This is a genomic window from Alcaligenes faecalis, assembly GCF_041521385.1.
Classification (GTDB): Bacteria; Pseudomonadota; Gammaproteobacteria; order Burkholderiales; family Burkholderiaceae_B; genus Alcaligenes; species Alcaligenes faecalis_E.
Map to the genome: position 1 here is coordinate 3314233 of NZ_CP168006.1, position 25798 is coordinate 3340030.

General features: G+C 57.1%; 23 protein-coding genes. 6 read left to right on the forward strand and 17 right to left on the reverse strand.

Going from position 1 to position 25798, the window contains the following annotated elements; all coding sequences use genetic code 11:
- Positions 1–68: 68 nt before the first annotated feature.
- The 13 genes from ACDI13_RS14835 to ACDI13_RS14895 all read right to left on the reverse strand — a co-directional run bounded on the left by ACDI13_RS14835 (position 69) and on the right by ACDI13_RS14895 (position 11804).
- Positions 69–1427 (reverse strand): flagellar hook-length control protein FliK, encoded by a 1359-nt coding sequence (locus ACDI13_RS14835; protein ID WP_316989928.1) that lies wholly within the window; start codon positions 1425–1427, stop codon positions 69–71.
- Positions 1428–1439: 12 nt separating this feature from the next.
- Positions 1440–1889 carry a flagellar export protein FliJ gene (fliJ, locus tag ACDI13_RS14840; RefSeq protein WP_316989929.1) on the reverse strand — a complete coding sequence of 150 codons (450 nt, stop codon included), beginning with the start codon at positions 1887–1889 and terminating at the stop codon, positions 1440–1442.
- Positions 1890–1891: 2 nt separating this feature from the next.
- Positions 1892–3334 (reverse strand): flagellar protein export ATPase FliI, encoded by a 1443-nt coding sequence (gene fliI, locus ACDI13_RS14845; RefSeq protein WP_316989930.1) that lies wholly within the window; start codon positions 3332–3334, stop codon positions 1892–1894.
- Positions 3334–4074, reverse strand: coding sequence for a flagellar assembly protein FliH (gene fliH, locus ACDI13_RS14850; protein ID WP_316989931.1), 741 nt, complete (start codon positions 4072–4074; stop codon positions 3334–3336). The genes fliI and fliH overlap by 1 nt, the downstream gene beginning before the upstream one ends.
- A gap of 85 nt (positions 4075–4159) precedes the next feature.
- The gene (gene fliG, locus ACDI13_RS14855; protein ID WP_316989974.1) at positions 4160–5170 is read right to left on the reverse strand and encodes a flagellar motor switch protein FliG; all 1011 of its coding nucleotides are present in this window, start codon (positions 5168–5170) and stop codon (positions 4160–4162) included.
- The gene (gene fliF, locus ACDI13_RS14860; RefSeq protein ID WP_316989932.1) at positions 5157–6881 is read right to left on the reverse strand and encodes a flagellar basal-body MS-ring/collar protein FliF; all 1725 of its coding nucleotides are present in this window, start codon (positions 6879–6881) and stop codon (positions 5157–5159) included. Before fliF ends, fliG begins: the two co-directional genes overlap by 14 nt.
- Before the next feature lie 114 nt (positions 6882–6995).
- Positions 6996–7331 carry a flagellar hook-basal body complex protein FliE gene (gene fliE, locus ACDI13_RS14865; protein ID WP_316989933.1) on the reverse strand — a complete coding sequence of 112 codons (336 nt, stop codon included), beginning with the start codon at positions 7329–7331 and terminating at the stop codon, positions 6996–6998.
- Positions 7332–7473: 142 nt separating this feature from the next.
- A complete protein-coding gene (locus tag ACDI13_RS14870; protein ID WP_316989934.1) occupies positions 7474–7794 on the reverse strand; it encodes an EscU/YscU/HrcU family type III secretion system export apparatus switch protein in 321 nt (106 codons plus the stop codon).
- Positions 7784–9070, reverse strand: a complete 1287-nt coding sequence (locus tag ACDI13_RS14875) for a flagellar hook-length control protein FliK (RefSeq protein WP_316989935.1) — start codon at positions 9068–9070, stop codon at positions 7784–7786. Before ACDI13_RS14875 ends, ACDI13_RS14870 begins: the two co-directional genes overlap by 11 nt.
- Positions 9067–9402: a flagellar protein FliT gene (locus ACDI13_RS14880; protein WP_316989936.1), complete on the reverse strand. Its 336-nt coding sequence runs from the start codon at positions 9400–9402 to the stop codon at positions 9067–9069. Before ACDI13_RS14880 ends, ACDI13_RS14875 begins: the two co-directional genes overlap by 4 nt.
- Positions 9403–9480: 78 nt before the next feature.
- On the reverse strand, positions 9481–9912 hold the full coding sequence (fliS, locus tag ACDI13_RS14885; RefSeq protein WP_316989937.1) for a flagellar export chaperone FliS: 432 nt from the start codon (positions 9910–9912) through the stop codon (positions 9481–9483).
- A 6-nt stretch (positions 9913–9918) separates the two neighbouring features.
- Positions 9919–11313, reverse strand: coding sequence for a flagellar filament capping protein FliD (fliD, locus tag ACDI13_RS14890; RefSeq protein WP_316989938.1), 1395 nt, complete (start codon positions 11311–11313; stop codon positions 9919–9921).
- Between the two features lie 89 nt (positions 11314–11402).
- Positions 11403–11804: a flagellar protein FlaG gene (locus ACDI13_RS14895; RefSeq protein ID WP_316989939.1), complete on the reverse strand. Its 402-nt coding sequence runs from the start codon at positions 11802–11804 to the stop codon at positions 11403–11405.
- A gap of 237 nt (positions 11805–12041) precedes the next feature.
- On the opposite strand from ACDI13_RS14895, the gene ACDI13_RS14900 reads away from it, so the two are divergent.
- Positions 12042–12803: an RNA polymerase sigma factor FliA gene (locus ACDI13_RS14900; protein WP_316989940.1), complete on the forward strand. Its 762-nt coding sequence runs from the start codon at positions 12042–12044 to the stop codon at positions 12801–12803.
- A 127-nt stretch (positions 12804–12930) separates the two neighbouring features.
- The gene (locus tag ACDI13_RS14905; RefSeq protein ID WP_316989941.1) at positions 12931–13161 is read left to right on the forward strand and encodes a type II toxin-antitoxin system prevent-host-death family antitoxin; all 231 of its coding nucleotides are present in this window, start codon (positions 12931–12933) and stop codon (positions 13159–13161) included.
- Between the two features lie 269 nt (positions 13162–13430).
- Here ACDI13_RS14905 and ACDI13_RS14910 read toward each other — a convergent pair whose 3' ends face one another.
- Both ACDI13_RS14910 and ACDI13_RS14915 read right to left on the reverse strand, forming a co-directional pair.
- Positions 13431–14537 carry a FliC/FljB family flagellin gene (locus ACDI13_RS14910; protein WP_316989942.1) on the reverse strand — a complete coding sequence of 369 codons (1107 nt, stop codon included), beginning with the start codon at positions 14535–14537 and terminating at the stop codon, positions 13431–13433.
- Between the two features lie 312 nt (positions 14538–14849).
- On the reverse strand, positions 14850–16946 hold the full coding sequence (locus ACDI13_RS14915; RefSeq protein ID WP_316989943.1) for a PhoX family phosphatase: 2097 nt from the start codon (positions 16944–16946) through the stop codon (positions 14850–14852).
- Positions 16947–17119: 173 nt separating this feature from the next.
- On the opposite strand from ACDI13_RS14915, the gene ACDI13_RS14920 reads away from it, so the two are divergent.
- Positions 17120–18436 carry a DUF445 family protein gene (locus ACDI13_RS14920; RefSeq protein ID WP_316989944.1) on the forward strand — a complete coding sequence of 439 codons (1317 nt, stop codon included), beginning with the start codon at positions 17120–17122 and terminating at the stop codon, positions 18434–18436.
- Between the two features lie 161 nt (positions 18437–18597).
- Here ACDI13_RS14920 and ACDI13_RS14925 read toward each other — a convergent pair whose 3' ends face one another.
- Both ACDI13_RS14925 and ACDI13_RS14930 read right to left on the reverse strand, forming a co-directional pair.
- Complete coding sequence (locus ACDI13_RS14925; protein WP_316989945.1) at positions 18598–20253, reverse strand: methyl-accepting chemotaxis protein; 1656 nt, start codon at positions 20251–20253, stop codon at positions 18598–18600.
- Between the two features lie 286 nt (positions 20254–20539).
- Positions 20540–22270 (reverse strand): methyl-accepting chemotaxis protein, encoded by a 1731-nt coding sequence (locus tag ACDI13_RS14930; protein ID WP_316989946.1) that lies wholly within the window; start codon positions 22268–22270, stop codon positions 20540–20542.
- A gap of 396 nt (positions 22271–22666) precedes the next feature.
- On the opposite strand from ACDI13_RS14930, the gene ACDI13_RS14935 reads away from it, so the two are divergent.
- The 3 genes from ACDI13_RS14935 (at position 22667) to ACDI13_RS14945 (ending at position 25647) form a co-directional block, all read left to right on the forward strand.
- Positions 22667–23611 (forward strand): hypothetical protein, encoded by a 945-nt coding sequence (locus tag ACDI13_RS14935; RefSeq protein ID WP_316989947.1) that lies wholly within the window; start codon positions 22667–22669, stop codon positions 23609–23611.
- A 95-nt stretch (positions 23612–23706) separates the two neighbouring features.
- The gene (gene nadC / locus ACDI13_RS14940; protein ID WP_316989948.1) at positions 23707–24606 is read left to right on the forward strand and encodes a carboxylating nicotinate-nucleotide diphosphorylase; all 900 of its coding nucleotides are present in this window, start codon (positions 23707–23709) and stop codon (positions 24604–24606) included.
- A gap of 9 nt (positions 24607–24615) precedes the next feature.
- Complete coding sequence (locus ACDI13_RS14945) at positions 24616–25647, forward strand: tripartite tricarboxylate transporter substrate binding protein (protein ID WP_316989949.1); 1032 nt, start codon at positions 24616–24618, stop codon at positions 25645–25647.
- Positions 25648–25798 lie beyond the last annotated feature (151 nt).

Below are 25798 nucleotides of genomic sequence, written 5' to 3' on the forward strand. Positions count from 1 at the left end.
CCCGGCGAATAGACGCTGCTTTTCGAGCTTAATCATGCTTTTTGCCGGGCTGTCTGTGAGGCTGTGAGTCAGGCGAAGGTATCAACCAGCGCGTCAGGGTTCAGCGAGCGGCTGGCGCTGCTGTTCACCAAGGGGCTGGAGTCGTCAGCGGCGGTCACGCCGTTCAGGCTGAAGGCGGTTTGATCACCCTGATTACCCTTGGCAGCCAGTTGTTCGTGAAAAGCCTGGTGTGAGGCGTGTTGATCACCTACATCAGCCTGTCCCAGGCTCAGGCCACTTTCCGCAAACTGCTGCTGTAGCTGTTGCAGGGATTGTTCCAGGGTGTGGCGGACTTGGGCATGGGGTGAGGTAATCATGGCGTGTGCCACGCCGTCCTGCATCTGCAAGGTAATGCGCAAGGGGCCCAGTTCGGGTGGGTCCAGGCGGATATCGGCACTTTGAACGCCACCCTGAGTCTGTTGGGCCAGGGTAATCATTTGACGACCCATGGCGGCTCCCCATTCGGGGGAATGTACCGGTGTGGCAACGGCCAGCGTCATGGGGCCGGGTAACGTCGCCGGGCTGTGGGCCTGCGTTGCGCCCGGTGTGGCGCTTAGTTGGGCCAGCAAGGAGGCATCCAGCGCGGGCAGGTTCAGATTCACGCCAGCGCGCGCGTCTTCAGCCATTTTTCGACCCAAGGCAGTCAGGGATGCCGAGGCTGCATCCATCCTCAACGGAGTCTGGGACCAGGTCGCATTCGTGCTGTTGTCGGTGGCAAGTGGGTTGGAGGCCAGCACGTGTGCGGTATGGATGGCAGGTTTACGGGTGGCAGTGGCAGCGACTGGATGGCTGATTTCAAGGGCGTTGGGCGCAGTCAGTTCAGCCTTCAGGTCAACGTCGGTTGGCGCCTCAGTTGCGTTCAAGGGGAGCGTCTGGGGCTGACGGCGAATGTTCTCGCCTAGTTCGGCTGTCAGAATCTGGTGTGTATCAGCCCCGCTCAGAGGCAGTTTGCCATCGCTTGCCACCGCTTTGGGATCTGCCTTGCCATTCTTGATGGCCTGCACTTGGGACAGAATCGACAAGGCCATGGCGGGCAGGCCACTCTCGGCCTGGGCCTCGGTGTCCAGGTTCACATCGCTTTGATCGGCAAGCAGCAAAGCGGGGTCTTGGATCAGGGTGTCCAGCTCGTTGGTGTCGGCTTGTTCGGCCACCGCGTCTGCCAGTTTGGGATTGTCTGTAGGAACCTGGGTTTTGGCACTGTCCTGTTTGGCAGGTGCCGGTGTTTTGCCAGCCCCTTTGTTTTGCACCTGTTGCTGTTGCGTTTGCAAGTGCCGGGCAAAGCCTTCGTCTTTGGGCGCGTGCGCAGCCGCAGGCCCGGCCGTGTGAGTGGCGGGGGCCGAGGGTGCGGCAGGGGCCGCAGGTAAAACCGAAAGAGTGGGCGAAGTCATGGCGGCGCTTGTTTAATAGGCGGTCTGGCTACGGGTAAAGAGACGAGCAGCGATTTCATCGCTGTTTCGTTGTTCCATTCTTTGTTGCTGGACGTGTTGGGTCTGGAGCCGGCGGTCAATCAAGGTTTCATAGGCCTTCAAGCGTTGCTGGTGGCCATACCAGAGCTGGCGTCCTTGCTCCATTTTCTCTTCCAGCGCTTGGATAACACTATTTTGCTGGGAAATAGCCTGGTCCAATGTCACGATAAAGCGGCGGAAATTGTGGTAGTTCGCCATGGTTACCCCTGTTTGGCCTACATTGAGCAGGCGCTGGGCGTAGTCCTGGCGATAGGTCTGCAACATCTCCAGTTGCGAATGAGCGGCATCGCGCTCGGCGCGCAGCTCCTGCAAATGGCGGGCCGCCTCGTCCACATTGTTTTGACTGAGATCGACCAGCGTATGTAAAGAGGCGTTGGCTTTCATGGTTATTGCTCGCTATTTAGAACGGCGTTCAATTCATCAAAGGCGCGTGGCACGTCCACACGTTGCTGCATACCCTGGCGCAGGTAGGCTTCCAGCCAGGGGAAACGGTCGATGGCCTGATCAATGGCAGGATCGTTGCCACGGGTGTAGGCACCGACTGCAATCAGGTCGCGGTTGCGTTGGTAGCTGGAGAGCAGGCCCTTGAAGCGGTGTACCCTCTTGACCTGTTCCGGATCCACAATGCTGGGCATGACCCGCGAGATGGAGGCTTCGATATCAATGGCCGGGTAGTGGCCGGTTTCCGCCAGACTGCGCGACAGCACAATGTGGCCGTCCAGAATTGCGCGGGCCGAATCGGCAATGGGGTCTTGCTGGTCGTCACCCTCGGTCAGCACGGTGTAGAAGGCGGTGATCGAGCCGCAGCAGCCTTGTGCATTGGGCTCGCCATTGCCAGCGCGTTCCACCAGTGCAGGCAGCTTGGCAAACACGGAAGGGGGATAGCCCTTGGTGGCGGGCGGCTCGCCAATGGCCAAGGCGATTTCACGCTGGGCCATGGCATAGCGCGTCAGTGAATCCATGATCAGCAAGACGTTTTTGCCTTCGTCACGGAAAAATTCGGCCAGCCGGGTGGCGTAGACCGCGCCTTGCAAACGCAGCAAGGGCGAGACGTCAGCCGGTGCTGCAACCACGACCGAGCGCCGCAGACCTTCTTCGCCCAGGTTGTGCTCAATAAACTCTTTCACTTCGCGGCCTCGCTCACCGATCAGGCCCACGATAATAATGTCGGCCTGGGTGTAGCGGGCCATCATGCCCAGCAGCACACTTTTGCCCACGCCGGACCCGGCAAACAGGCCCATGCGCTGACCACGACCTACCGTCAGCAAACCATTGATGGCACGTACACCCACGTCCAGCACGGTGTCGATGGGGCTGCGCTTGAGCGGGTTAGGGGTGGTGTGACTGAGCGAGACGCAGGCTTGTGCGTCGATCGGGCCTAAACCGTCCAGAGGATTGCCGCTGCCATCGACGACTCGACCCAGCAAGCCGGGGCCAACCGGGACATGGCGGGAGCGCGCCTGGGCGGGCAGGCTGTCGGGCTGATCGGAGTCGGGCAGGGGGACGGGCGGCTGCAATTGAGCCTCAACCGGTACAACACGCGCGCCGGGAGGCAGGCCGGAGATTTCACTCAAGGGCATCAAATAGAGGGATCTGCCCTCAAAGCCCACAACCTCGGCTTCAGCCCAGATGTTTTGCGCGGCAGACAGTTCCACTTTGCAGGCGGCCCCGACGGCCAGCTTCAAACCGGTGGCTTCCAGAACCAGACCCGTGGCACGCACTACGCGGCCACTGCGCAGGTTCGGCTCAATAGCCTGGACTCGTTGCTGTGCGGAGAGCAACTGGGCGCGCCAGCGTTCGGGGGAGGAGGCCAACACGGGCGTTGTCATCAGGGCTCCGAAGAGACGGGCAGGCCCAGGCTGGCCAGGGCGCGTTTCCAGCGGGTGGCAAAGGTGGCGTCAATATCGCCATAGCTGGAGCGCACACGACATTCACCGCGTTGTAGTTGGGCATCTTCTTGCAGACGCCAGGCGCGCGGCTCGCCTTGCTCAATCAGAAACTCTCGTACCAGACTGATGTCGTCCGGGTGCAAGCTCAGCTCCAGAGCACTGGTATCGCCCGGATCACTGCGCAGCACTTCAGCCACCAGGTCACGAATGCGGCCAGGCTCGGCCTTGATGGTGCTTTGCAACACATGCTCGGCAATCCGTGTGGCCAGTTGAATCAGGGATTGGCCCATTTCCTGGTCCATCTTTTCGATGGACTGGGCGCAGTTCTGGTTCAAGGCAACAAATTCCTTGATGTATTGGTCAATCTGTTCCTGGGCCTTGGCCATTCCAGCCGCCATACCGGCTTCATACCCCTGGGCATGACCACTTTCCTGGCCCGCTGCCAGGCCGGCGGTATGACCCTGGTTGAAACCGGCCTGATAGCCTTGGGTGTGGCCTTCTTCCTGAGCCTGGCTGCGCTGGTTTTCCAGATCGCGTTGCAGTTCTTCCTGCGTAGGCGGGACGAATTCCGGTTCTTCCGGTTCTGGGGTGACAACAGGGTCATCGAGCCCCTGCATTTGCCAGCGGCTCCAGCTTTCCTGAAGCTCCGAATAGGCCGAGGCTTTACGTTGGCTGGACATTTACAGGCTCCCGCACAGGTGGTGTGTGCCTGAGCGCAACATCGTAACGGCTTGGGCGGGCAAGCAGGGCCCAGACGAGGCCGTCTTAGACATACTCGTCCCCACCCAGGCCACCCAGCGTAATCTGGCCGGCTTCGGCCAGACGACGGGCCACCTGCACAATGGCTTTCTGTTCCTGTTCCACCTTGGACATGCGGATCGGGCCTTGGGCGTCGATGTCTTCGCGCAGCATTTCGGCGGCACGGTTGGACATATTGCGGAAGAATTTGTCGCGCAACTCTTCGGGCGCGCCCTTCAAGGCAATCGTCAGCGCAGAGGTCTCGATTTCCTTGAGCAGTAGCTGGATGGCAATGTCTTCCACATCGGCCAGATTCTCGAACACGAACATCTCGTCCACGATGCGCTGAGTCAGGTCGGCATCCATGCCGCGCAGGCTGGTCAGTACGGATTCTTCCAGGCTGGCGTTCATGTAGTTCAGCATTTCCGCTGCCGTTCGCGGGCCACCCATCTTGCTGCGTTTGGCACCCTGGCCCGAGAGCATGCCATTCAGCACTTCGGTCAGCTCGTTCAGGGCAGTGGGCTGTACCCCACCAAACGTAGCAATGCGCAGAACCACATCATCGCGTAAACGATCCGGGATGTACCCCAGAATGTCGGCAGCGCGATCACGCTCCAGATGCACCAGAATCGTGGCAATGATTTGGGGGTGTTCGTCGGCAATCAGCTCGGCCACGCTGGACGCATCCAGCCAGTTCAGGGCATCAATACCACTGCTGGAGCCTTCGCCGTTCTCCAGCAAGTCTTCGATCAGGCCAGCGGCTCGGTCCGAGCCCAGCGCCTTGTTCAATACGGAGCGGATGTAGGCATTGGAGTCCAGCGCCACCGCCATGAACTGGTCGGCTTCCTGGCGAAAGCTCTCCAGAGCCTCGTCCATATCGGCACGGGTCAATTGCTTTAAAGACGCCATGGCGGTACTGAGTTGCTGTACCTCACGAGGCGAGAGGTGGCGAAACACCTCGGCGGCGGCATCTTCCCCCAAGGACATCATCAAAATTGCACTGCGTTCGATGGAATCGTCCGGTTTAGCCGTTTTCATTTTTTTCATCTTTGTTTAACCAGGAGCGCAACACCATAGCCACAGCGCGTGGGTCATCGTGAGCCATTGTGCGGGCGGTGTTCAGATTCTCTTCGTAGCGACTCATCTCGGCGGCGCGTTGTTCGGCGGCCTGCTCGCGAGCGGATTCTTCCTTCTGGCGTTCGACGCGTGCGTCAGCGACCGCCTTGGCCTGGATCAGGCCCTGGATGATGGGGTTGATGACGATGCGCCACGCCATGAACAAAATGAATGCAAAGACCAGATATTTGACCAGTTCCATAGCGAGCTCGCGGTACTCCGGATTTTTCCAGAAGGGGGTATCCATATCGCCTTGCTCGTTGAACTGTCCGTTCACCACGCTCAGGCTATCGCCTCGTTCAGCCGAGTAACCAACGGCTTGCTTGACCAGATCGCTGATCTTGTCCAGTTCTGCCTGATCCAGCGGCTGCTTGTCCTGGTCGGTATCGCGGTAGTTCACCACCACGGCCACCGACAGGCGGCTTAATTGGCCCAAGGGGCCTTTGACGTGGCTGATGGTGCGATCCACTTCGTAGTTCACGGTGGAGTCGTTACGCGCATTGCCCGTGTTTTGCAGCAAACGGGCTTGCTCGGCCAGGGACACCAGAGAGGGGTCCGTACCGGCAGCAGTCGCGTTCGCGGCATTGGTGGTTTGTGTCGCCGCATTGGCCGGGTCGGTCGCCGGGGTCTGGGGCTGATTCGGCGCAGCAGGCGGGTTCACCAGATTGGCGACGGCATTGTTGGGGGCCTGATTGCTCAGGGCACCGGGTACGCCTTGGGGCTGTTGCGGGTTGCGTTGCAGAGACGAGCTGGTCTGCTGACTACGTACCGCAGCCTGACCGGGCAACTGGTTGGGCTTGTAGACTTCGGACGTGTGTTCGCGGCGCGAGAAGTCCACTTCGGCGGTGACTTGGGCACGCACGTTGCCAGCACCGACCAGAGGATTGAGCAGGGTCAAAATGCGTTGGACAGCGCGGTACTCAATATCGTTTACAAAATTGCGTTGCTGATTATCAGCGCCCATCTCTCCGGTGGGGGCTGTCAGCAAACGGCCGTTTTGGTCAATGATGGAAACCTTGTCGGCCTGCAGATTGGGTACGCTGGAAGAGATCAGCCAACTGATGGCGGAAACCTGGCCCTCGCTCAGGTCGCGGCCTGGGTACAGAGACAGCACGACCGAGGCGGTGGGGGACTGGCGATCGCGCACAAACAAGGTTTCACGTGGCATGGCCAGGTGAACACGCGCTTCCTTGACGGCGTGCACAGCCTTGATGGAATTGGCCAGTTCGCCTTCCAGGGCACGTTGATACGTGACTTGCTCAGTGAACTGGCTGGCGCCAAAGCGACTTTGGTCGAGCAGCTCGAAACCGGCATTGCCACTGCGTGGCAAACCTTGCGAGGCCATTTGCATGCGCACATCATGCACTCGATCCTGCGGCACCAGAATGGCGGTGCCGTTGCTGTTGAATTGGTAGGGTACGTTCATCTGGCCCAGGGCCGAGACAATCGCACCGCCATCACGATCATCCAGATTGGAGAACAGAACCTGGTAAGCAGGCCCACGGCTCCACAGCAATAGGGCGACAATCAGCGCAATCAGTGCAGCTCCCAGCCCGATCAGCACCACTTTGGGTAGGGCGCGTAGCGTGTCGTAGCCAGGAAGTTTGTTCAGCAACTGTGCGGTCTGACTCATGGGTGAGCTTGGTGAGGCAGAGGCAGGGTTCTGCATGGAATCAGGGGAGTTCAAATCAGGGCGTGCTCAGGCAGCATTAAGGAAAAGGGCGGCGGGCATGAAAGAGTCAGGCGCTTATACCGGCATACTGGCAATTTCTTGGTAGGCGGCCACTAAGCGGTTGCGTAACTGAACGGTGGCCTGAAAACCGACGCTGGCTTTTTGCAGGTCAATCATCACGTCATTTAACGAAACGCCGGGTTCGCCCATTTCAAAGGCCTGGGCCTGGGCGCTGGCTTCATTTTGTGCCTGGGACACCCGGTTCAAGGAGCGGGCCAGCTCGGCGGCAAAGCCACCAGGGGCGGCGCTGCTGGCCGAGGTGGACACAGAACTGGAAGCTCCGGCCGCTTGCGCAACCGCGCGCATTTGAGCCAAAAGGTTTTCAATGCTGGAAAGATTGGAAATCGACATATTCGCTTGCCAGAAAGTCAGGATGGGCCACGCGCACAGGTGCGGGCAGCTTGCCGTGCTTAATGTACCGTTTAGAACGCGAGGCTAAGCAGGGTATCTAAGCCCAAAAACAGGGGCTTTTCAGCCCTTATAAACAAGGGCATCAAGGTTTGGCGGCGTCGTGCAGGTCCTGCAAGGCTTGTGTGGCTTGGGGATGGCCTTGTTCCAGTGCGTACAGCCAGGCCAGCAATTCCGCTACGGCTTGATAGAGCTGAGGGGGAATATGGCGGTCCAGATCCACCTGCATCAGCAAGCCGACTAGCTCGGGGGATTCGTGTACATACAGATTGTGCTCGCGCGCGGTCTCGATGATTTTCTCGGCCAGCGTGCCATAGCCTTTTGCCACTACCCGTGGTGCGCCGTCCTTGGGGTCGTAGCGCAAGGCCAGCGCCTGTGGGCGAGGGGCGGGGGAGTCATGGCTCATCGGGCACATCCTGCGGCAGGTTCGGGTCGGTTTCAATGTGCAGTTGGCTCAGAAACAGGCCCTGGTCTTGCAGGCGTTCGCGCAAGGGCAGGCTGTGTTCGTCCAGATAGTCGGCAGACTGATCGGCCTGGATATGAACCTGCAATTGCTGATTCAAAAGATTAAGCCGCAAGGTGACTGGCCCCAGGGTGGGCAACTGCAGTTGCAAGGTGCTGGACCAGTGTTCGGTTTCGTCCTCGGATTGGGCTTGGTGTCGTTGCACGGTCCAGTTCATGTCGGCATCCGGCCAGGCCTGGCCTTGCCATTGCAGATTCTGGTGGGCCAGCGTGTCCAGTTGCTGACGCACCAGCAGGCTGTTGGCCGGGTCTTGGGTGTGCGTCTGGGCTGGAGTCGTGTGGCTTGTGTTGGCTTCAGCCACGGGGCGATTCAGGTTTTGTGGCTCTTGTTGCAATTGTCCTGCGCTGCGTTGTCCAAAGTGCAGGTCACTCAGATGGGACTCGTAAAACAGCCCGCTTTGTTGCAGGGCTTGCGGCAAGGCCTGGGTGAAATGCTGGGCCAAGGCGGCGGTGCTGCTGGTGGGCAGTGCGCTATGCGCGTTTGCGCCTGTGGCTGGTGTTCCGGTGCCGGGTATGCTGCTGGCGGGTGTCCCTGCTCCAGTAGCACTGGTGCCTGCTGTGCTTGCATTGGCAGCACTGGCGTTTGCGCCAGTGGTGGCGGTGCTGCCGGGCAAGGGCAGGCGTTGTTGGGCCAGGGTCGAGATGGTACTGGCGGTGTTCTGTGCGGATCCTGGGCGTGCCCCTGCCTGGGAGTCAGCGCCGGGACGTGCGGATTCATTCCCCTTTGTCTGCATGCCGGGGTGGCCGGGTAATAAGGCTTGCCGTCCCTGGATGGCCGGGGCGCGATCCGGAAATCGCTCCAGCAAGGACAGAATCAATTGGGCTGTGCGCCCCAAGGTTGTGGGGGCCGAGCTGGTGGTGGCTGTGTTAGGGCCACGCGCATTGATACTGGAGTCTGTCGAGGTTTGACCCTGTTGAGTACGCAGATTCCGGCTGTCGCGGCCCTGTGTATGGGCGCGGGCTTGATCGACGCTTTGGCGTTGATCGCGAGCGGTTTGGTTCTCAACGCGCTCGGGGCGTTGGCTGCCCGGTGTCTGGCTGATCGCATCTGGGCGGGCGCCCGTGGCAATATTGCTTTGCTGTCCGGTGCTGATACCCAGAACGGCATCGAGCCGTTGAATAAGCAGCGTCCCCAAAGGGGAGGGGCCGCCTACGCTCATGGAAGGACGCTAGGCGTGTAATACGCTTGCAAAACGGTCTGCTGGCGCTTCATATTGCCCAGCAACGCACCCAGACGACCCAGTTCAGGGGTGGCCAGATGGCGGATTTGGGCATCGTCTTCCAGAATTTGGGTCAGCAATTGCCGGCGTGCCTGTTTCTCAGTGATAGACAGGTCTTCCATGTTCTTGAGCTTTTCCACGGCGAGCTGATAGTGTTCGGACTGCTCAAACACATCCTCCCAGCGTGCCATTTGGGCAAGCTCCAGCATGTGACGGGTGATGCTGGCGATAATTTGATATTGATCGACGATCGGGTTAGAGGTATCGCTCATGTTCGTACCAGGCGCTAAAGGCGCAAAGGAGGTTGGAGGTGCAGGTCAGCCATAGAGTCTGTCCTGCGAACCTCGGGGTCAAGCTGGTTGCTTGGCACGTTGGTTGTCAATATTGCTGCGCCAGGCATCGGCAATATCGGTCAGCAAACGCTCGGCCAGCGCCAGCTTTTCCGCGTCATTGCGAAGATTGGCCAGCATCAGGTTGTGCAGAATCAGGTCGTAGGTGACGACCAGATTGCGCGCCAGCTCTCCGCCCTTTTCGGTATCGACCGCCATTTTCAGGCCGCTATCGACAATATCAATAGCCTTCGATAAAGACTGCCCCCGCCCAGCAATATTGCCCTGCTCCATGTGCAGGCGTGCTTGCAGCATGGCGGTGCGCGCACCGTTAAAGAGCAGGGTGATCAGATGCTCGGGGCTTGCGCTCAGGACTTCCGTTTCCAGACCGACTTGGGCGTAGGCGCGGACCGATTGTTGGCCAAAGCGACGGGAAGGGGCAGGATAGCTCATAGGGGTTTATTTGCTGCTGTTCATATTGCCCAGCATGGATAGCTGCTGGGTGAGGTAATCGCTGGTGCCTTTCATTTGGTTGACCATTCTGTCTAACTGAATAAATTGCTTACGATAAGCCTCAATCTTGTTGTCTATACGTTCGGCAGTGGCAAGGGCTTGTTTTTCAAGGGTTTTCCCAATTTTGTCAGCACCGTCGGTTGCATTGTCGATGAAACCGCCCTTTTTGACGTATTCATCTGCCGCTTTATTAATGCGGTTTCCAATGGCATCCTCGCCAGCAAACAGACGTTGGACATCAGCCATATTATCTTTCAGCGCGGCTGCCAGCTTTTTGTCATCAATGACCAAGTCTCCTGTCTTTGGGTCAGCCGTGATACCCATCGAGGCTAGAGAGCGTAGATTTCCCTCAGTAGTTGGAATGTTCAATGTTGAACGTAAGCTGGACTGAACCCGGCGGGGCATGGAGTCGCCCGTTAAGGCAGAGCCTTTTTTGTTTTCGACATCGTAGGAGGTCAGTGAGCGAATCGTACTGTTTAAGGCGTTATAGGCTTCAACAAAATCGGTAATGGCCTTGGTTGGGATGCTGTCGTCTCTCGTCACATCCAGGCTGATTGCTTCTGAACTGGCTTTGTTGAGAGTGATCTCCAGCCCTTCTACAGTGTCTTTCAGGGTATTGCTTTGACTGATGATGTCAATGCCATTAATTGTTGCTTTGGCGTTGACGGCTTCACTCAGTTGCTCCATACCCTGAGCAGGGCTGCTTTCAGTGGCTGCTGTAAAAGAAAGCAGGCTGTCCAGATTGGCGTTTCCGTCTACAGAAATAGATTTGATGGAAGCCTGCTCTCCGGTGTCAGAGGCGGTTAAAACTAATTGATAAGGGTGATCGGGATCACCGTTATTAATGATAGTCGCGGTAACACCTAGTTTAGGGTCAGCATTGATCGCTTGCATGACTCCCTGCAAAGAGGTGTCCTTGCCCGTCAAATCCAAGGTATGTGCTGTTCCATTTTGTAGGGTAATGGTTACTTTTCCATCAACACCGAGTGGAGTAGTCCGGTCACTTAGTTGGCCGGTGCTCAGCGAGTGTTTGCTGGCAATCTGCTCGACCACAATACTGTATTGGCCGGGGGTTGCTTTGTGGTTTCCTGTGACAGAGATACCGTCGCCAGCAGCATTGACCTTGACTGCCCCGAATAGACTTGGGTCATTGAGTGTTTTTCCTGCGCTTTGCAGGGCTGTAATAGACGATTTGAGTTTCCCATAAGCGGAGATTCGACTCACGTTTTCGACTTGGCGATTCTGAATAGCGGTCAGGGAGACGTTCTCTGCTTTTCGCAGATCTTCCAGTAAGTCATCCAATTTCAGGCCTGAGCCAATACCGATTGAAGAAATAGCCATATCAAATACTCCTGTAGTGCCCTATTTTGTCGCGGATGTGCCGCGCGCAAAGCCCATGTCAATGGGAGGTTTCGATGCCAGTTTGGTTTTTAAACCTTGACGTCGACCGTGTTGCCTTGCAGTTGAACGATCATTTTGGCAATCTGGATCACGGCGTCAGACGGAACAGTGCGCAAGACCTCGCCGGTTGTGTTGTCCACGATCGAGACCACCAGACGTTGTGCCTCGTCATCCATATTGAAGCGAATGCCGGTGGACCAGGCCTGCAGCGAGTTGTTGATCTGATCCAGCGTGTCATCCAGCGTGTTGACCATGCCGGGTACGGGTTCCTGTTTATCGGGCCAGCGTTGCTTTAATTGGGTATCGGTACTGCTTTCCTTGATGGGGGTCACCGTGGTGGCCGCCGAAGGCATAGGGGTGCCGGGGTTTTGCTCCACAGGAGAAGCCGGGGCCACCAAGGCCGTCGTTTGAGATGAAACTGAGTTGATCATGACATCACTCCAAAGGGGGCTTGGTGGCAGGCCGGCAATGTGGGTAGGGCTTGGCACCTTTAACGTTCCAATTACGGCACTTACGCGTGTATCTTTAGGCGCTGTTTTTGCTTGCAGTCGGCTCAGGGGCGTTTAAAGCCTGAATAAGATGGCGAAAGACAGTTTGATTTGGGGACTGTGTAGCAGGGGGGGCAGGCAAAATAGTCCCATCTTTATTGTCTGGATTCGTGCCTGTCCATGCCTCGTTCAGAAGACGTTCTGGTTGAGCAATACGCCCCACTGGTGCGCCGCCAGGCGCTTCAGCTCGTGTCGCGTCTGCCTCCCAGTGTTGAGCTGGATGATCTGATGCAAGCGGGCATGATGGGCCTGCTCGATGCTGTGCGTCGTTATCAGGTCGTGGCTGAGGCCCAATTTGAGACCTATGCCGTGACCCGAATTCGTGGGGCCATGCTGGACGAACTACGCAGCCAGGACTGGTTGCCGCGCAGTGTGCGCAGCAAAGCTCGTCAGATTGAAGTGGCTGTCAGCACCTTGCGCCAGGAACTGTTGCGCGAGCCCACCGAGTCGGAGATTGCCCAAACCCTGTCCATGAGCATGAACGATTACTACGAGCTGCTGGACGAGGCGGTCGGGGTGCAGGTGATTCACTACGAAGATCTGAAGCGCCAGGCCGATCCCTCTGCCGATGCGCTGGAGTTTCTGGAAGACAGCACACGCGAACAGGCTTACTTCGATAACCCCTTGAACTTGTTGACTTCCCAAGGTCTGCGACAAGCCCTGATCTTGGCAATCGATCAACTTCCCGAGCGTGAAAAGCTGCTCTTTGCGCTGCAATTCGAGCAAGACTTGAACCAGAAAGAAATCGCTCTGGTGCTGGGGGTGACTGAAGGGCGGGTGTCTCAACTTCGTAGCCAGGCCGTGGCACGCATTCGTGCCAGCCTGGCAAAAGACAAGTGGGACGCTATTTCCGACAGTGCTGAGTTTCAGGTTCTTTTGTAAACCTGCGCTTGCAGGCTGCCACATTTCCACTTTTCGACTGATATAAGAGCCTTTTTCTGGCTCTTGTGTGTTTCTGATTGTCTGATGTTAGAATGGCTCTAAATTTGTAGCTTTTTTAGGAGCCATTATGGATGCGATCTACGCTGATTATTCTATTAGCATGTCCGAGTTCAAGAAGAACCCGGCACAGGTATTGCGTACGGCTGGAGAAAAGCCTGTTGCCGTATTGAGCCATAACCGACCCGCCTTTTATATGGTGACGCCTCGCTTGTTTGAAGCGTTGGTCGAGGAAATGGCTAACCGGGATTTGGATGAGTTGGTGCGTCGACGGCTGGCTGTCAAAGATCAAGCTTCTTAAGCAGGCTTATACCGTTGAGGATGATGTTTTGGTGGTTCTGGTCTTGGCGGTAAACAAGCGGGAGGACATGGTTGTGTACCGCGCTGCTATTCAGCGATTAAGAGAGAATTTGGATTAAGTGTTGAGCAGACAGTGATTGCAGTCTGCCTTCTCGGTGATGTCCTGCCGCGTTGATTCAGATGGAAAAAAGCCAGCCCGGTAATGGGCTGGCTTTTTGTCGTGCATTCACTTCGCTTGTTAATTCAAAGTGAATGGTTCGGCAGCGTCAATTAACGCAGCAGCGACAGTACTGTTTGTGGTACTTGGTTGGCCTGTGCCAGTACCGACGTGCCTGCTTGTTGCAGAATCTGGGCACGAGTCATGTTGGACACTTCAACCGCGTAGTCAGCATCTTCGATGCGCGAACGAGCGGCGGACAGGTTGGTGACGGTGTTGTTCAGGTTGGAAATAGTAGATTGGAAGCGGTTTTGAATTGCACCCAAATCCGATCGCAGGGAGTCAACTTGTGCCAAGGCATCGTCAAGGGCAGCGAGGGGGTTTGTGGTTTCGGTAACGACATCCGCTGGATCAGCGACAATATTTGTTGCTTTTGCTCCAACAGTTAGGTTGATAGTGGAATCAGTGCCATCGCCAGCAACGCCTGCGGTCAGAGTGAAGGTGACTTTGTTGTAGCTGCCGTCACTATCTTCAACGTAGTAACCATCTGTCGCATTGCCCAGAATGTCTCCTGCAGCGTAAGCCGAGCCATCAGTTTTTGTTGCGTTTGCGCTGATTAAGGCTGCTTGAGCAGAGTCCCCGCCAGCGGTTAGGTCTGCGGCAGCTGCAGCACCAGGAGCCACCATGGTTGTACGAACGCTGAAACCATCCAGGCCTAGTGTGTCGCGGTTAATAGCCTGTAGATTCAGGTCAATTGTTTGGCCATCGTGTGCTCCGACCTGAATTTTAAGGCTACCAATTCCATCGGCTAGGACATGAACGCCGTTGAATTGGGTTTGTTCTGACACACGATCAATTTCTTCCAAGCGTTGAGTGATTTCAGCTTGGATAGATGCCAAGTCAGAATCAGAGTTCGAGTCGTTTGCAGCCTGTACGGTCAATTCGCGAACCCGTTGCAGGTTGTTGTTGATTTCATTCAGCGCGCCCTCGGTTGTCTGAGCGATAGAGATGCCATCGTTCGCGTTACGCGCGGCTTGGCTCAAGCCTTTAACATTTGCTGTGAAGCGGTTGGCAATAGCCTGACCGGCGGCGTCGTCTTTGGCGCTGTTGATGCGCAGACCGGAGGACAGACGCTCAATGGCTTGACCCAGTGCGCCTTGCGATTTGGTCAAATTGCCTTGGGCAATCAGGGAAAGCGAGTTCGTATTGATAACAGACATGGTAACTCCCAATGTTGAGTAGAGCGGCGAAACGGTTTCGCCCTTTGCCCAGGAAAGCGTTGGCGTTCTGCTAGGCCCCAGGGGGCTGATCGCGCATTCGACACACTGCGTTCTTCCTGTACAGCACCATTAACGGAAGGGGCCAAAAACTCTTTAGGGGACGGTTGAGAAAATTTTCCGCATTTTGCCCGGACGCCTTGATAGCGGTGGCTTCAAACAAAAAAACGGGGCCATCTATTGACGGCCCCGCATGGTAAAAATTGAGCAGAAAACGGAATCAGGCGGGTTCAAGCCTCGAACCCGCCCTTGCGCTTACACGGCAATAGGCTTGCCATCCGTACGCTGGATCACCACGGTCGAAGAACGTGGACGTACGGTATTCATGCTGACCACCGTCGCATCATGGGTGTCGTAAGCCGGCCAGTTCACCGGGTGCTGAATGTTCAGGAACAGGCTGGTGTGGTCCGGCGTCATGGAAAAGCCCGTGATTTCGGCCTCGTTCGGGCCTACAAAGAAGCGACGCAGATCGGACTGGTTGCTGGCATTGATGGCCGGGCCAGTGCCCGAGCTGTCCGCCAAGGCACTGGGGATCACGGCCAGCATCTGGTCGTTGGTGGCGCGGGCGACATTGTTTTTGCGACCGCCGTCAATACCATTGTCGGTCTGAATCCACAAAATGCCACGGCTGTCGAAACCCAGACCGTCGGGGCTGGCCAACTGGTTCAGATCGGTCAGGCCAGAGCGGTTGGTATCAGCATCCGCACCCGAATCCGAGCCAAACACGAAGATGTCCCATTTGAACTTGGTTGAACCGGGCTCGTCGTGCCAGCGAATGATGTGACCGTTGACGTTGTTCAATCGCGGGTTGGCGGCGTTGGTGCCGGTCGACGCATTGCGGCTGGTGTTGTTGGTCAGCGTCAGGTAGATATCGCCATTGCTGGGGTGAGTGGCCGTCCACTCGGGGCGGTCCATTGGGGTGGCACCCACAAAGTCGGCTGCGCCACGGGTATTGATCAGAATTGCTTCCAAGGTTGGGAATTTATCCGCCAAGGTGCCGCCATCTTTGCCTGGGGTCGTGCCTGTCAGTGCCAGCCACTCGCCCGAGCCGTCTTCGTTGAAACGGGCGACATACAAGGTGCCTTTGTCCAGATATTTAGCGCCCACGGCCAGACGATCGGTGCGCTCGGCATCTTTCGGGTCCCAGTTGGCGTCGGACACGAAGCGGTAGACATATTCAAAGCGCGAGTCGTCGCCGCTGTAGAACGCCAGGGGTTTGCCGGCTTCGGGTTTGCTGTAGGCACAGCCTTCGTGCGCGAAGCGGCCCATGTGAGTGCGCTTGGTGGCAATGCTGCTGGGGTCGTACGGGTCGATCTCGACCAGGTAACCAAAGCCGTTGACTTCATTGCGCCAATCGTCAGTGGCGCTGGTGCCGGTTTCGGTCACATTAAAGCGAGCGAACTCACCCAGCACTTCCGAAGGGTCTTGGGCGGCGGTTTCCCATTTGTAGCGACCGGTGGGACCAGCCGATACGCCCACGCGTTGCTGGTGTGCAGGACGATTGCCGGTGTTGACAAAGCAGGCTGCCCAGTTTTCTTCGGCGGTGATATAGGTACCCCAGGGCGTGGTGCCGTTCCCACAGTTATTGTTGGTGCCACGCACCTGCGTGCCGTTGGGCGAGAAGGGGGTTTTGACCCAGTCTGTGCCGCCAATAGGGCCAGCCAGTTTCATGGCCGTGGCAGAGGTAAAGCGACGGTTGTAGCGCGAGTTCTGAACGATGTCCCAGCGGCCATTGCTACGACGAATATGGATGATGGCCACGCCGTGGGCATTGATTTCCTTGCGTACTTCCTCGGCCGGGCGCTTGCCATTGGGCAGGGTCGGGCCGTTGGGGTGCAGGGCTGATGGGTCAATATATTCGTGGTTGACGGCCAGCAAACCTTCGGTGGAGCTGCCTTCCAGTGGGAAAAAGTGCATGCCGTCATGGTGCATGCCCATGGAATTGAGCAAGTCGTTGGAGCTGTTGTTGCCGTTCTTGTCCCAGGGCAGAGCGTTGTCATTGATGGGGGTGCCCCAGGGAGCCAATACGTGGGCGATGTAGCCGGGTGGGACCACACAGCCGTCGGTCATGGAGGTGGGCAGGGACTCAAAACCCAGTTTGACGCTTGCAGGTGGCTCCGGATCCGGATCCGGATTTGGGTTGGGGGTCGGATTGCCGCCGTTGTCGGTGGAGTTGCTACCTGTACTGCTGCTGTCACAGCCAGCCAGACCAAAGCTGGTCATGGTGGCCAGGGCTGCTGCCAAACCACCGCGCATCATGGCACGGCGTGTCAGACTTTTTTCCAGAATTTCACTGAAAGGGGTGTTCTGACTGACGTTACGTACTGTCTTGTCTGAGATATGTTTGCTCATAGTGATCAATAGCGCCAAGGCTGAGTTGTGGGGGTAGCGTCATGCTAGTGGCTGAACGTGAAAGGTCTATGACACTTTTCCCTGCGTGGGACGTTTTTGCGCGGGACAGGCAAGATTGGGTCACAATACGGGGCCATAGCATGGTGTGACTGAACTAGGCATAGACTGTGACAATGTCTGCATCCTCCTCTCGCCCTGATTCTCCCGAACGCCGTCTGCGCCGTATGAAGCGCAGCGCAGTCGCCTTGCTGGCGCTGACTATCTGCCTGTTCCTGCTTAGCCACGCCATGATGCGGCAAGGCCAGGCGGCACCTATCGCCGGATTCTGGCCGTGGCTGCGCGCTTTTAGCGAGGCGGCCACCGTCGGGGCGCTGGCAGACTGGTTCGCTGTGGTGGCCTTGTTCCGGCATCCGCTGGGTCTGCCGTTTCCGCATACCGCCATTATTCCCAACAAGAAAAATAGCCTGGGTGAAAGTCTGGGCATTTTTGTGCGCGACCACTTTCTGGACTCGGCCATGTTGCTGGAAAAGCTGCGCAGCCTGGACCCGGCAGCGCGTTTGGGGCAGTGGCTGTCGCAACCCGAGCAAAGCGAACGTGTCAGCCGTGCCTTGCAAACTGCCATGGGCGAGGCCCTGCGCTTGCTGGACGAGCGCAGCGTCAAACAAGCTCTGACCGATGGCGTGCGCGGCTATTTGATGCGGGTGGATATGGCGAGTTCCAGCTCTCAGATTCTAGGGCTGCTCACGCGCAATGCCCGTCACCAGCGCCTGCTCGACGAGGTCTTGCAGCAATTGGGTGCTTATCTGTCCAACGAGGCGGTCAAGCAGCGCGTGGCCGATGTGTTGGTGCGCTACGCCCAGCGTGAGTGGCCCAAGCTTCTGGCCATGGTCGGGGTGGTCACCTCGGTTGACGAGCTGTCCGGCAAGATGGCTGACCGTCTGGCGCGTGCCCTGGTAGACGAGGTGCAAACCATTTTGAGCGAGCCCGAACACCCCCTGCGCAAGGACTACGAGCAGTGGGTACACGACTATATTCAGCGCCTGGGTCAGGACCCAGCGTTGATGGAGCAGGTGGAGGCGATCAAGCAAGGCTTCTTGCACCACAAAGAGGTGGGGGATTATATCGATGGTGTTTGGACGGATGTGATGCGTGTTGTGCGTCAGGATCTGGCCAAAGAGGATTCTTCTGTGGCGGCCCATCTGCGTCAGGTAGCGCAGGATTTGGGGGTGCGCTTGAATACCGATGCGACGCTGCGTGAAACCTTGAATGAACACATGTTGTCCGCAGCGGCGGGTCTGGCCGAGCAATTGCGTGAAGGGGCCAAAGAGCATATCTCGCGCACTGTGCGTCAATGGGACGACAGGCAACTGGTGCGCGAGCTGGAGCTGACCGTAGGCACGGATCTGCAATACATACGCTTTAATGGCACGGTGGTGGGCGGCCTGGTTGGCGTAGGCCTGCACGCGATTCTATTATTGGGTTTGGTCTAAAAAAGCCTGCCAGATCAGCGTTCTGTGAACGCCTTGGTCGTGCCTGGAAAGCAGGGCAAAGCACTGTTGATCCGAACTGGCTGAATCCGCAACCTTATCGAAGCAGGAGTATGAGGGGGGGGCAGCGAGATGCTCAGCGCTTTGCCCCCAAGGCTTTTTTATCAGGCCACTTTCAGCAAGGGTACGGGTTCTTGGGTGGCATGCGGATCAGGGGCATACGTAGAGCGGCCAGTCACCCCGGTATTCAGCAGTTGAATGGACAGTTTCAGTTCTTGTGCCTGACGACTGAGTTCGTGTACGGTCTCGCCCAGGCTGCGGGCCAGATCGGCATTGTCGTTGGTGTCATTGTCCATGGTGGAGACGGCATCGTTAATCTGCGCCAAGCCCTTGGCTTGCTCGTTGGACGCAGTGGAGATTTCACTGATCAGATGCGTCACGTCCGAGACGGATTGCATGATCTCGTCCATGGTGGAGCCGGCCCGCTTGGCATGATGGGCGCCGGTTGCCATGCGTTTCAGGGAGTCTTCCACCAGGTGCTTGATTTCCCCGGCGGCTTGCGCACTTTTCTGTGCCAGGCTGCGTACTTCACCCGCCACCACCGCAAAACCCTTGCCGGCCTCACCCGCACGGGCGGATTCCACGGCGGCATTCAGCGCCAGAATATTGGTTTGAAACGCCAGCCCTTCAATAATCGACACAATATCGCCAATGCGTTCGGAGCTGTTGTGGATGTCCTGCATGGTGCTGACCATATCCTGGACCACTTCACCCCCACGGCGTGCGTTGGACAGGCTTTGATCGGCCAACTGGTTGGCCAGTCGGGCATTGTCCGCGGTTTGCTGCACATTGATGGTCAGTTCTTCCATGTTTGCCGCCGTGCGTTGCAAGGAGCCGGATTGGGCGGCGGTACGGCTGGATAACTGCCGGTTGCCGTCCTCTATTTGCGTGGACACATCCAAAGAGGCCTGAATGCCTTGATGCACATCGGTAGCCAGGCTCAGCAGGCTCTTGCGCATCATGTCCATGTAGAAATACAACTGCGTAATTTCCTGGCTGCGGGTGTGCTGTGGATTCAGGTCGATCAGCAAATTGCCGGTTGCGATTTGCTGGGCGATATGGGTGGCGCTGTGCAGGGGTTGCATCATACGCTGGGTCACAGTCCAGCCATAGGCCAGAGTGGCCAGGCTGACCGCCCCCAGGGAGGCGAGCCCGGCTGTCAGATAGGTGCCTGATGCGCCGCTGCCCAGGAGTAGGCCAACGCTTAAGCTGACCAAGGCGGCTGTCAGAAATCCGAAGCGCAGCAAGCTGGCACGCAGGCTGCGGTTCAAGGGTTGGAGCAGGGTGTTCAGGGCAGAACGCCAGCCTCTGGCCTGCAACTGACCTTCATGCAGACGAAAGCCGCGCAGCCCTTGTTGCTGGATGGAGTGGTACAGATATTCTGCTTCTTTGATTTCCTTGGGTTGAGCGCGTACCCGTACCGAGGCATAGCCATTGACGCGGCCGTTTTCGATTAAAGGAATGACGCGGGCCTTCACCCAGTAAAAGCCGCCGTCTTTGCGGCGGTTCTTGATCAGCCCTGACCAGGATCGTTGTTGCTTGAGGGTCTGCCATAGATCCTTAAAAATCACGGCGGGCATATGGGGGTGGCGCACGATATTGTGGGGTGCCCCGATCAGCTCATCATGGCTATAGCCGCTAACCTCGATAAAGACCGGGTTGGCGTAGATGATGCGCCCCTTCAGGTCTGTTTTGGAGATTAAATAGGTTTTTTCGGGTACCTGTGTTTCATGAGAGGTGATGGCTTGGTTTTCACGCATGATCTGGCTCTGTTAAAGACGTAGGCGGGAAAGGACAGATCATTATGTTGCATATCGACTCAGTTTTGTTACTTAGTATTTGCATTAGAGTCTAAATGTGTCATCGTAATGACAGGCAAAAACCAGGTTTTCAGAGCAAGGTTTGTGCGGCGTAATATATTGATTTTATTGTTTATTATTATTTTCAGGGGTTTCTGGGATCAAACTTGATCCCAGAATTATTGTTTTGTCTAGCTGTCAGTTGTGTCAGGCTCGGCTGTGGGGCTGCCGAGCCTGATTGTATGGTTTAGCGGCGAATCGCTTCCAGGCGGGCGTTCGCTGTTTTGGCGCTTTGAGCCTGAAAGGATGGCGTGTTCTGGTAAGACAGCACCTGCAGGGTGGGTGCCTGGCTCAGTTGGGTCAACGCGGGGGCATTTTGGGCTGTTTCGGCAGAGCCGGTATTCAAGGCCTTGATCGCGTCAGCCAGTTCGGACGCTTCTGTGGCCAGATCGCTCATGGTGTTGCCCAGATCTTGAACCAAGGCTGCGTTTTGCTGAGTGACCCCATCCATCTTGGCCATGGCTTCGTTGATCTGATCCAGACCACTGGCTTGCTCGATTGAGGCGGTTGAAATCTCGCCAATAATATCGGTGACGCGTTTAACCGAATCCACGACCTCGCCCATGGTGTCGCCCGCGCGGGCGGCTTGCTCGGCCCCCACAGCCATACGGCTCACCGAAGCATCAATCAGGTTTTTGATCTCGCCTGCGGCTTGTGAGCTTTTTTGAGCCAGACTACGCACTTCACCGGCCACCACGGCAAAACCACGGCCTGCTTCACCGGCACGGGCCGATTCCACTGCCGCATTCAGCGCCAGGATATTGGTTTGAAAGGCAATCCCTTCAATCACGGTGACGATATCGCCAATACGGCGCGAGCTGTCGTGAATGCCTTGCATGGTCTGCACCACTTCATTGACCACTTCGCCACCCCGTTGGGCAATCTGCATGCTGGCATCGGCCAGTTGGCTGGCCTGATTGGCGTTGTCAGCGTTCTGGCGCACAGTCACTGTCAGCTCTTCCATGCTGGCGGCGGTTTCTTGCAAGGACGCAGCCTGGTCCTCCGTGCGCGAGGCCAGATTGGTATTGTTCACCTCCAAAATGCGCGCAGCATGGATAGAGGCGTCAATGCCAGTGCGGGCATCGCTGGCAATCCCTACCAGGCTCTTGCGCATCAAGTCCAGACAAAAATAAAGCTGGCCAATTTCCGAATTACTTTCGCTGGAGTTCAGGTCAATATCCAGTTGCAGGTTGCCAGTCGCAATTTGCTGGGCGATCAGGGAAGCCTGGTCCAGGGGACGGATCACCCGTTGGGCAATCAGCCAGCCGTAACCCATCATGGTGGCACTGGCCAGACACAGGCCGCCCGTCAACCACAAGCCCGAACCCTGGGGTACGCCGCCGGTCAGGGCGAAGTACAGGGCCGTACCAGTGGTCGCCAGCGCCAAGGTACCCATGCGAAACAGGCTGGCACGCAAGGAATTGCTGAAAGGGCGGCGCAGTTGGCTCAGGGCTTTGCGCCAGCCTGTGGGTACGGCACGGCCTTCATGCAGGCGTACGCCTTTGGCGCGTCCTTCATTGATGGCGGCATACAGGCTTTCTGCCTCGTCGATTTGTTCCTGGCTGGGTTTGACGCGTACGGACGCATAACCGGCCACCGTGCCATTTTCATAAATGGGCACGGCCATGGCGTAGACCCAGTAAAAGCCGCCGTCTTTGCGACGGTTTTTGACCACACCCATCCAGGGGCGTTGGTTTTGCAAGGTGTCCCAGAAATCCTGGAAGGCCTCGGGGGGCATGTCGGGGTGACGGACCAGATTATGAGCCTTACCAACCAGTTCCTCACGGGTAAAGCCGCTGATTGCAATAAAAGCCGCGTTCGCGTAGGTAATCCGACCTTTCAGATCGGTTTTTGAAATAAGGTACTGATCGGCCCGGACGCGAACCTCGTCCTGGGTAATGGGGAAATTCTTACGCATTCATCATCCTGGAGGGGAACAAAGGGGGCGCGGGGGGCCGTCAAGCCCGCATGAGCCATGCAAAAGGCATAAGCTTCTGTTTGTCTGTACAAGTGAGATTGTCAGAAACCTTCTATTTTTGCGGATGGCAGAGCAGCACAAAGCGTGAAACTGTTGACTGATCGGGCCTCTGACTGAGTGCTTGCCTGTCATTTATGGCAAACACATACAGTTCAAACGCTTAACGTCAGTCCGGTGAGTTTCTTTAGGTTTAGATGTTCATGGGTGATAATTTGAGCATCTGAAAAGGATGTACTGACTATATTGATCGGCCGTGTCGTTGTCGTTAGCCGGAGCAGGGCGGGCCTCGCTTATAATCCGCCAGACGCGCGCTGGCGCGATTCAGAAGGAGAATATGTGAGCGATACGCAGGAACCTGTAGTCAGTGCGGAGCTGGTGGCTGTTTTGGTGGCGGTCAGCGACGGCGAACCCCGTGTCTTGACCACGGATGCCGGGCAGGCCCTGCCCGCCGGGCCGTTTGAGCACACGCACCGTTCTTTGCAAACGGGGCTGCGCGATTGGGTGGAAACCCAAACCCATCACCCGGTGGGCTATGTGGAGCAGTTGTACACCTTTGCAGACAGGGATCGTTTTGACGCGCAGGGTACGCGTATTGTGTCGGTCAGCTATGTTGGCCTGACGCGCGAAGTGGGCCAGCCCGATGTGGCCCAGGTGATCTGGCAGGACTGCTACCGCTACTTCCCGTGGGAGGACAGGCGGGACGGCGCGCCCGATATCATTCAGGACACCATCGTGCCGGCACTGTTGAACTGGTGCGAGCAGGATGACTCCTTGCGTGCCCTGCGTCGCCAGCGTGTCAATTACAGTTTCGGCCTGGAAGGGGCAATCTGGAACGAGGACTTTGTGTTGCAGCGTTACGAGCTGCTGTACGAAGCAGGCTTGTTGCCCGAATCCTGTCGCCGTCGCCAGCGTGAACAGCAGGAGCTGGGCAAACATGATGAGCTGGGTCTGGGCATGCGCCATGACCATCGCCGGATTTTGGCCACGGGCTTGGCGCGTTTGCGCGCCAAAATCAAATACCGCCCCGTGGTGTTTGAACTGATGCCGCCGGAGTTCACCTTGCTGCAATTGCAGCAGGCTGTAGAAGCCCTGGCAGGACGAGGGCTGCATAAACAGAATTTCCGCCGTTTGATTGAGCAGCAAGCCTTGGTGGAAGAAACGGGCGCCATGAGCATGGGAGGGTCAGGCCGACCCGCCAAGTTGTTTCGCTTCCGGGGGGACGTTTTGTTTGAACGGGCGATCTCGGGCAGTAAATTGCCGCTAGCCAAACAAGCGCGCTAAAAAACTGGGCCTATGGCTTGACAGTGTTTATGCTCAGGAATAGCATAAGTGCATCGTGCCAATAGGCCTTATTTTTAGTGGTTTAAATACTCATAATGAGCATAATTAATGCCCCCGAGCCAACAGTGCAAGCTGCAGAGACAACGGCCCACCGTATCCCTTCCTTACCTGACGTCCTTCTTGAGCCTTTGGTGCGTGCCACCTTGCAAGAAGATTTGGGCCGTGCCGGTGACTTGACGACGGATTCTATTGTTCCCGCAACAGCGCGTACGCAAATGCGTTTGGTGGCCCGCGAGGAAGGCGTATTGGCGGGTCTGGATTTGGCGCGCTTGGCGTTTACCTTGTTGGACCCTACGCTGCGCTTTGAAGCTCAATTGCAAGATGGGGATGTCTTGACGCCAGGTGCGCAGATTGCGGTCATCAGTGGCTCGGCTCGCTCCATGTTGACGGCAGAACGTTGCGCCTTGAACTTTCTGGGGCATTTAAGTGGCGTGGCATCGGCAACCGCCTCCATCGCCCGCGCGATTGCCCCTTACGGCACGAAAGTCACCTGCACCCGCAAAACCATGCCTGGCCTGCGTGCCGTGCAGAAATACGCGGTGCGGGTCGGGGGCGGCAGCAACCATCGCTTTGGTCTGGATGACGCAGTACTAATTAAAGATAACCACATCGCTGTGGCCGGTGGAGTCAAAGCCGCCGTGGAAGCGGCCCGTGCTTACATTGGTCATCTGGTTTGCATCGAGGTGGAAGTTGACACCCTGGAGCAACTGGACGAGGTGCTGGAACTGGGGGTGGACAGCATTTTGCTGGACAATATGGACACCGCAACCTTGACCGAGGCCGTGGCCCGTGTGGCAGGCCGTGCCAAAACCGAAGCCTCTGGCCGTATCACCCCAGAAACAGCCGTAGAAATTGCCCGTTGCGGTGTAGACCGAATTGCCGTGGGCTGGATTACGCACAGTGCCCGTGTATTGGATATGGGTCTGGATGCTTGAGTAGAGAACATGTTGGCTGTCATGGCGGGTTTTCAGGTGGGTAAGCGGGCGGCGGTCGCCGCTTTGCTGGCAATCGTGGCGTTGGGCATGAGTCATCAGGCGGCGCAGGCCAAGGAGACGACTGCCGGGCAGGTGGGGAAGTATCCCGTCAGGCCTATTACTGTGATCGTCACCTTTCCGCCTGGCGGCGGGACCGATTTACTGGCCCGTAAGTTAGGGCCTGAGCTGGAAAAAGCCCTGGGCCAACCCGTCATCATTGACAACCGCCCTGGTGCCAGCGGCAATATTGGCGCACGAGCAGTGGCCTACGCCCGTGCCGATGGCTATACCTTGTTGATGGCCAATAGTTCTTTTGCCATCAATCCCGGTGTTTTTCGTAATCTGGGTTTCAAACCCAAAGAAGACTTTGCACCGATTGCCAATATAGGCTTTGTACCTTCCGTGATTGTCACCGGGCATGACTCGGATATTCAGACTCTGGAACAGGTGCTGGAACAGAAGTCCGAACCGTCGTTGGCGTATGCCTCCTGCGGTAATGGCACCCCCCAGCATCTGGCCGGGGAAATGCTCTACGACTTGTGGAGCACGACCTTGCTGCACATCCCCTATCGTGGTTGCGGGCCGGCATTAAATGACGTGGTTGCCGGGCAAGTGCCTATCGGGATTGTAACTTTGTCCAGTGCGGCCGCCTTGATCGAGTCTGGGCACTTGCGTGCCTTGGCCGTCACTTCAGCCCGGCGCAGCCCAGTTTTACCCCATGTGCCTACCGTGGCTGAAATCAGTGAAACTGATTTCGAGCTGGACCAATGGCACGGTTTGTTGGCGCCGTCCCATACGTCTGAACACATCATCAAAACGTTGAATCGTGTCGTGCAACACATTGTGGCGGACCCAGCCATGCAATCGCAACTGCTGGGACTGGGTTATACGCCGCAAGAGCGTAACGAGTCTGCTCAAGCCAGTGGCTTCAAGGCCATGATCTGGAACGATATCGACCGTTTTGGGGACTTGGCGTACAGGATTGGTTTGCAGGTGGATTAGAACGGGGAAGGGCTTGTTTCAGTGCAAAGCTTGATTGAGGACCGTGCGCCCTAGTTGTTGTTGTTGTTGTTGTTGTTGTTGTTGTTGTTGTTGTTGTTGTTGTTGTTGTTGTTGTTGTTGTTGTTGTTGTTGTTGTTGTTGTTGTTGTTGT